The 7,016-nt window shown below is 69.7% G+C and carries 5 protein-coding genes and 1 pseudogene; 1 reads left to right on the forward strand and 5 read right to left on the reverse strand.

The genetic code is table 11. The features are described 5' to 3' along the window. Positions 1-155 precede the first annotated feature (155 nt). A complete protein-coding gene (locus ABT004_RS35475; RefSeq protein WP_351345666.1) occupies positions 156-1,091 on the reverse strand; it encodes a LysR family transcriptional regulator in 936 nt (311 codons plus the stop codon). A 70-nt stretch (positions 1,092-1,161) separates the two neighbouring features. On the opposite strand from ABT004_RS35475, the gene ABT004_RS35480 reads away from it, so the two are divergent. After that, a complete protein-coding gene (locus ABT004_RS35480) occupies positions 1,162-2,289 on the forward strand; it encodes a TDT family transporter (protein ID WP_351345669.1) in 1,128 nt (375 codons plus the stop codon). 168 nt (positions 2,290-2,457) lie between these two features. Here the strand turns inward: ABT004_RS35480 and ABT004_RS35485 are convergent, their stop codons facing one another. The 4 genes and pseudogenes from ABT004_RS35485 to ABT004_RS35500 form a co-directional block, all read right to left on the reverse strand. After that, positions 2,458-3,180: a helical backbone metal receptor gene (locus ABT004_RS35485; RefSeq protein ID WP_351345672.1), complete on the reverse strand. Its 723-nt coding sequence runs from the start codon at positions 3,178-3,180 to the stop codon at positions 2,458-2,460. 10 nt (positions 3,181-3,190) lie between these two features. Next, positions 3,191-3,778, reverse strand: a complete 588-nt coding sequence (locus ABT004_RS35490) for a helix-turn-helix domain-containing protein (protein ID WP_351345675.1) — start codon at positions 3,776-3,778, stop codon at positions 3,191-3,193. 188 nt (positions 3,779-3,966) lie between these two features. Then, on the reverse strand, positions 3,967-6,576 hold the full coding sequence (locus ABT004_RS35495) for an ABC transporter permease/substrate binding protein (RefSeq protein WP_351345678.1): 2,610 nt from the start codon (positions 6,574-6,576) through the stop codon (positions 3,967-3,969). Further along, positions 6,569-7,016 (reverse strand): annotated as a pseudogene (locus ABT004_RS35500) (glycine/betaine ABC transporter ATP-binding protein); the annotation flags it as partial. The gene ABT004_RS35495 and the pseudogene ABT004_RS35500, both read right to left, overlap by 8 nt.

Consider the following 7,016-nt stretch of genomic DNA (forward strand, 5'->3'; position numbering starts at 1 on the left):
CCCGTTCCGGGTGAGCGCGGCGCCGGGGTTGCGGACTCGGGGCGCTGCCCCGGACCCCGCTGCCTCGATCGCCGGCGGGGCTCCATAGAGCCCCTGCGGCGATCGAGCAGCGGGGTCCGGGGCAGCGCCCCGAGTCCGCAACCCCGGCGCCGCGCTCACCCGGAACGGGTCAGCGACAGCAGGTCACGCGCAGGCCCCACCGGCAGGTGCCCCGTGGGCCACACCGCCCGCAACTCCCTCGCCAACCCCACCCCCTCCAACGGAATCTCCACCAGCCGCCGCGAGGCCAACTCCTCCCCCACCGCCAACTCGCTCAACACGGAGGGCCCCGCCCCACTCACCGCCGCCGACTTCACCGCCGTCGTCGACGACAACTCGATCAACGGCCGCGCCAACCCGCCGAGCGCCGCGTCCAGCACCTGCCGCGTCCCCGACCCCTCCTCCCGCAGGATGAGCGGGGTAACGGCCAGCTCCCCCGCGGCCAGCGGCTTGCGGCGACGCGCCCACGGATGCCCCGGCGCCGTCACCACGATCAGCCGGTCGTGCGCGATGACCGCGGAGTCGAGCCCCGCGGGAACCGTGCGCCCTTCCACGAACCCGAGGTCCGCCTCGCCTCCGAGCAGCCGCTCCGCGACCGCCGTCGAGTTCCCCGCGAGCAGCGAAACCGCCGTGTCGGGCCGCTCCGCGCGCAGCGCGATCAGCCAGCGCGGCAGCAGATACTCGGCGATCGTCATGCTCGCCGCCACCCGCAGCCGCGAGTCCCGCCGGTCCCGCAGCGCGGACGCCCCCGCGTCGAACTGCTCGGCCGCCTCCACGATGGGCCGCGCCCAGTCCGTGACGAGCGCCCCGCTGTCGGTGAGCCGCGAGCCGCGCGGCGAACGGTCGACGAGGGCGAGCCCGAGCTGCCGCTCCATCGACCGGATCCGGCTGCTCGCGGCGGGCTGCGTGATGCCGAGGGCGCGGGCGGCCGCGCCGAGGCTGCCGAGCCGGGCCACCGCGAGCAGCAGCTGCAACGCGCCGAGTTCGGGCACGCGGTGCGCGAGCCCCGCGTCCGGCGCCTGCTCCGTGATCCCTGTCCGCTCCTGGCTCATAAGGCCAGGTTATGCGCTCATAGCGAGAGAGTCCCTGGTGGGGGCCGATGCCCGGCGGGACCGTAGGTCCATGGTCACTGCCGCCCAACCCACACCCCGTTCCCGTCCCGTCCCCTCCCCCGCCTCCGGCGTCCGCGCCGCCGTGAGGCAACTCGGCCCCAACTGGTACGCCTCCGTCATGGGCACCGCGATCATCGCCAACGCGGGCGCCACGCTGCCCGTACACCTCGCAGGCCTGCGCACCGGCCTCACGGTGGTGTGGGCCCTGTCGTTCGTGCTGCTGCTCGTCCTCCTCGGCGCCCGCGCCCTGCACTGGACGCACCACCGCGACCGGGCCAGGGAACAGTTGCTCGACCCGACGGCCGCGCCGTTCTACGGCTGCCTGTCGATGGCGCTCCTCGCGGTGGGCGCGGGCACGGTGCTCGTGGGGCAGGACTGGATCGGTGTCCGGGCGGCGATCACCGTGGACGTCGTGCTGTTCGTGGCCGGCACGGTCATTGGACTCGTCGCGGCGGTCGCCATCCCGTATCTGATGGTGGTCCGCCATCGCATCGCCGCCGAGGACGCCTCGCCGGTGTGGCTGCTGCCGGTCGTCGCGCCGATGGTGTCCGCGGCCGTGGGCCCGCTGCTGCTGCCGCACCTGCCGGCCGGACAGGCACAGCAGACCCTGCTGTTCGCCTGTTACGCCATGTTCGGCCTCAGCCTGCTCGCGACCCTGGTCATGTTGCCGGTGATCTTCGCGCGGCTCGTCACGGCGGGCCCGCTGCCGGTGCTGCTGACCCCGACACTGTTCCTCGTGCTCGGTCCGCTCGGCCAGTCGACGACCGCGGCCAACAAGTTCGCCGACGTCGCGGGTGGCGTGCTCCCCGCCTCGTACGCGCACGGTTTCACCGCGTTCGCCGTCCTGTACGGGGTTCCGGTGATGGGGTTCGCCCTGATGTGGCTGGGGCTTGCCCTCGCGATGGTGCGGAGGGCGTGCCGCCGGGGGATGGGGTTCGGGATGACGTGGTGGGCGTTCACGTTTCCCGTCGGGACGTGTGTGACGGGGGCGGAGGGCCTGGGCAAGCACACCGGGCTCGCGGTGTTCGATGGGCTTGCGGTGGTCCTCTACGTGGGGTTGGTGGCGGTCTGGGCGATCGCCGCGGTCCGCACGCTGTGCGGAGTCTTCGCCGGCCGGCTCCTCGCAGCGCCGTGCTGATGCCGGTCGGCCGACCCAGCCCCGCCGGCGCTTGACCCTTTCAAGCCCCGCCAGCGCCTGACCCTTCAAGCCCCGCCGGCGTTTGAGGCGCGGGGTCCGGGGCGGAGCCCCGAGGGCGGCGGACGGTCCCCCGTGCCGCAAACGCCGCCGACGCCCGAAAAGGCCTGCTCAATCGCCGCAGGGGCTTGAGCGGCTCAGGTGGGCCAGCACCCCCGCCGCCTCCGCCAACGACGGTCCGTACCACGTGAGATGGCGGCCGCTGACGAGTGCGGTCGGCACCTCGAAGCACTCCGGGCCGTCGTCCGCCGTGAAGCGGTACGGCTCGTCCGGGAGGATCACCACGTCCGGGTTCCGGGCGCGGATTTCGTCGAGGGTGACGCGCGGATAGCGCTCCGCGTGGCCCGCGTACACGTTGTCGACGCCGACCCGGGCCAGGAGGTCCCCGGCGAAGGTGTCCCGGCCGAGCACCATCCACGGCCGCCGCCAGATCGGCACGACGCCCGTCGACCGGCGTCCGGGCGCGGGGAGTTGGGCCCAGGCGGCCTCCGCCTCGTCCAGCCACCGCGGCCGCGCCACCACCCCGCACGCCCGCAGCACCCGGTCCAACTCCCGTAGAGCCTGCGGCAGTTCACGTATCTCGGTGACGAGCACCTCGACGCCCGCCGCACGCAGGTCGGCGATGTCGGCCGGCCGGTTCTCCTCCTCGTTGGCGACGACGAGGTCCGGACGCAGCGCGAGAACCGCCCGGACGTCGGGGTTCTTGGTGCCGCCGATCCGGGCCACGTCGAGACCCGCCGGATGGGCGCACCAGTCGGTCGCGCCGACGAGCACCCCGGGGAGCGTCACGGCGACCGATTCCGTCAGGGACGGCACGAGCGAGACGACACGCACGGCGGCGGGCCTACTTCGGGCCCGGCTCGTCGACCGCGTCGATGTGCTCGGCGACCGCCACGACGACCACGCGCGCGTCCGGCACGGTCGCCCGCCACCGGTGCCGCACACCGCCGGTCAGGTACAGGGTGTCCCCGCGGACGAGCCGGTACGCGCGCCCCTCCGCCTCGACCTCGACCGCGCCCTGGGTCACATGCATCAGCACGTCGTTGCGGAGCTGGAACTCGCGGCCCGGATCGTGGTCGCCGACGAACTCCTGGGCGTGCATCTGGTGGTGGCCGCGGACCAGGGACCGTACGACGAACCCCTCCGCGTTCTCAGGGGTACCGCTCTCCACCGAGGTGTCGTCCGCGCGCACCAGGTCCACGGTGTGGGCGGGGTCGGCGGCGGCGAGGAGCTCGACGGCGGTGGTACCGAGCGCGTCGGCGACCTTCTCCAGGGAGCGGCGGCTGGGCCGCGCCCGCTCGTTCTCGACCTGGCTGAGGAACGGCACGGACAGTCCGCTGCGCTCGGCGACGGCCGCCAGGGTCAGTTCGAGGGAACGGCGACGACGGCGGACGGCCGCGCCCACGCGAAGTGATTCCTTGTGTTCGTCCACGACTTCCGCTCCCTCCCACCGTTCATGCGCCCGGTTCTTCTTGTGCCCGATTCGTTTGAATGCACCCTACGCATGTTCACCCCGCGGTTTCATGTGAGCGCGGGAAACGCCGTGAGGGGCGGGCTCCCTCTCGGGAACCCGCCCCTCACGGTCGGTCACGCCTCAGAAGGCGGTCAAGAAGCGGTCGGTCAGGAAGCGGTCATCCGCTGCTCGACGTCCTGGTGGCTCTTGAGCCACGTGGAGACGGCTGCCTCCTCGTGCCCCTGCCCCTGCTTCGTGATCTCGGACTCCAGGCTCGCCAGCTCGCTCTCGCTCAGCTTGAAGTTCTTGAACCACTTCGTGAGCTGCGGGTACTTGCTGGGGAACTCCTTGTTGGCGATGGTGCGGATCTTGTCGCCCGGACCCCACGCCTTCTTCGAGTCCTTGAGCTTGGTCAGCTTGTAGTCGTTGTACGCCCAGTGCGGCGACCAGAGCACGACCGCGATCGGCTCCTTCTTGGCGTACGCGCGCTTCAGCTGCGCCAGCATCGCCGGCGTGGAGCCGTCGACGACCTTGTACTCCTTGTCCAGGCCGTAGGCCGGGAGCACGTCCTTCTTCAGCAGGCTCATCTCGCCGGTACCGGCCTCGATACCGATGATCTTGCCGTCGAAGAGCTTCGACTTGCCCTTCAGGTCCTCGTAGGACTTGATGCCCTTCACGTAGGACGGAACAGAGACTTCAAGGGAGGTCGGGCTGTACCAGCTGCCCAGGTCCTTGAGGTTGTTCTTGTTCTTGTCCCAGTAGTTGGACTGGGCGTGCGGCAGCCAGGCGTCGAAGTTGACGTCGAGGTCACCACTGGCGAGGCCGGTGTAGACCGGGCCGACGTCCATCTGCTTGAGGTTGAGCTTGTAGCCCTTCTTCTCCAGAACGTTCTTCCAGAGGTGCGTGACCGCGATGTCCTCGTCCCAGGGGAACCAGGCGACGTTCACGGGGCGCTTGGCCTCGGCCGGAGTCGACTGCTTGACCGGGGCCACCTTGTTGACGACGCCCGGGTTCTTCTTCAGCCACGCCTTGACGGCGTCCTGCTGCTTGCCCTTGCCGACCTTGTTGATCTCGGCTTCAAGACTCGTGAGCTGCTTCTCGGTCATCTTGAAGTTCTTGACCCACTTGTTGACCTCGGGGAAGTCCTTCCCGAAGCCCTTGCGGGCCAGCGAGTGCACCCCGTCGCCCTTGCCCCAGGCACCCTTGGGGTCCTTGAGCTTGGTGAGCTTGTAGTCGTTGTACGCCCAGTGCGGCGACCACAGCGGCACGACGACCGGCTTCTTCGCGGCGTAGGCACGCTTCAGCTGCGCCAGCATCGCCGGCGTGGAGCTGTCGACGACCTTGTACTCCTTGTCGAGGCCGTACTCCTTGAGGACCTTGCTCTTCAGCAGCTGCATCTCACCGGCGCTGGCCTCAATGCCGGTGATCTTGCCGCCGAACTTGTCCGCCTGGCCCTTCAAGTCCTCCATGGACTTGATGTCCTTCATGTACGAAGGAACGGCCAGTTCGAGGGAGGTCGGGCCGTACCAGGAACCCAGGTCCTCGAGCTGCTTGCCGTACTTCTTCCAGTACTGCTCGTGCGTCGTCGGCAGCCACGAGTCGGTCTGGAAGTCGACACTGCCGTCGGCGAGCGAGGTGTAGAGCGGGCCGGCGTCGAACTGCTTGGTCTCGACGTCGAAGCCGCGCTGCTCGAGGATCTCCTTCCACAGGAACGTCGAGGCGACGCCCTCGTCCCACGGGATGTAGCCGATGGAGATCTTCTTGCCCTGGCCGACATTCGTGGCATCGGCGGTCGGGGAACCGCCGGTGCTGGTCTGGCCGAACATGCCCATGCCGCCCGCGACGAGCGCGAGGACGACGACACCGACCACGGCGACCGCCGGGCGGGGACGGTACGACCAGATCTTCAGGCCGTGCGCGGCCCGCAGCTTGTTGAGCGCGCGGCGGCCGAGCGGCGAGACCTGCTGACCGAGCGAGCTGGTCATGCGGTCCAGGTAGACCGCCAGGATCACGATGGAGATACCGGCCTCGGCACCCAGACCCACGTTCAGCTGGCCGATGGCCTCGTTGACCGAGCCACCGAGTCCGCCGGTGCCGACCATGCCCGCGATCGCGGCCATCGACAGGCCCAGCATGATGACCTGGTTGACACCGGCCATGATCGTCGGGAGCGCGAGGGGCAGCTGCACACGCCACAGCGTGTTGCTGGGCTTGGTGCCGAACGCGTCGGCGGCCTCCACCAGCTCCTTGTCGACCTGCCGGATACCCAGCTCGGTCATGCGCACGCCCGGCGGCACCGCGAAGATCAGCGTCGCCACGATACCGGCCGGGGCACCCGAGCCGAAGAACAGAATCGCGGGGATCAGGTAGACCATCGCCGGCAGCGTCTGCATCAGGTCGAGGACCGGACGGAACAGATTGCTGACCCGGTTGGAGCGGGCCGCCCAGATACCGAGCGGCACGCCGATGATCAGAGCGATGATCGTCGACACGAGGACGAGCGACAGCGTCAGCATCGCGTCGTCCCACAGTTCAAGGTTCTGGATGAACCAGAACCCGATGAAGGTCAGTACACCGCCGAGCGTGCCGCGCAGCCAGAACGCGATCACGGCGAAGATGCCTGCCAGCAGGAGCGGCTCGGGCGCCTGCAGAACGTCGCTCAGGCCGTCGTAGACACCGTTGAAGATGCTCTCGAAGAAGCCGAACAGCCAGTCGAGGTGGGTCAGCATCCACTGGACGACGCTGTTGACCCAGTCACCAAAGGGAATCCTAGGCACCGGCATTCACCTTCTCCGCCGGCTCGTCGCCCTCGCCACGCGGCGACTGGACGGCGTCCTTCTTGTCCTTCGTGAGGCCGGTTGCCTCACCGTTCGTACCGTTCTCGACGGTCTTCATCGGCTCGCCGAGCACGGCCAGCAGCCGCTCGCGCGGCACCACACCCTGGAGTTCGCCCTCGTCGTTGACGACGGCGACGGGTATCTCGCTCTGCGAGCAGGGCGTGAAGAGGTCGATGATCGGCGCGTCCTGGTGGACCTTCGCCGGGGCGTCGGCCAGCCGGTACCCGTCCTCGACGTCGGCCATGATCGCGCTCGCGCTGAGCACGCGGGAGCGGTCGACGTCCTGGGTGAAGGAGGCCACGTAGTCGTTGGCCGGCGTGACGAGGATGTCCTCGGCCGAACCGATCTGGACGATGCGACCGTCACGCATGACCGCGATG

Source organism: Streptomyces sp. NPDC002790 (assembly GCF_040295505.1).
In the GTDB taxonomy this organism is placed as follows: Bacteria; Actinomycetota; Actinomycetes; order Streptomycetales; family Streptomycetaceae; genus Streptomyces.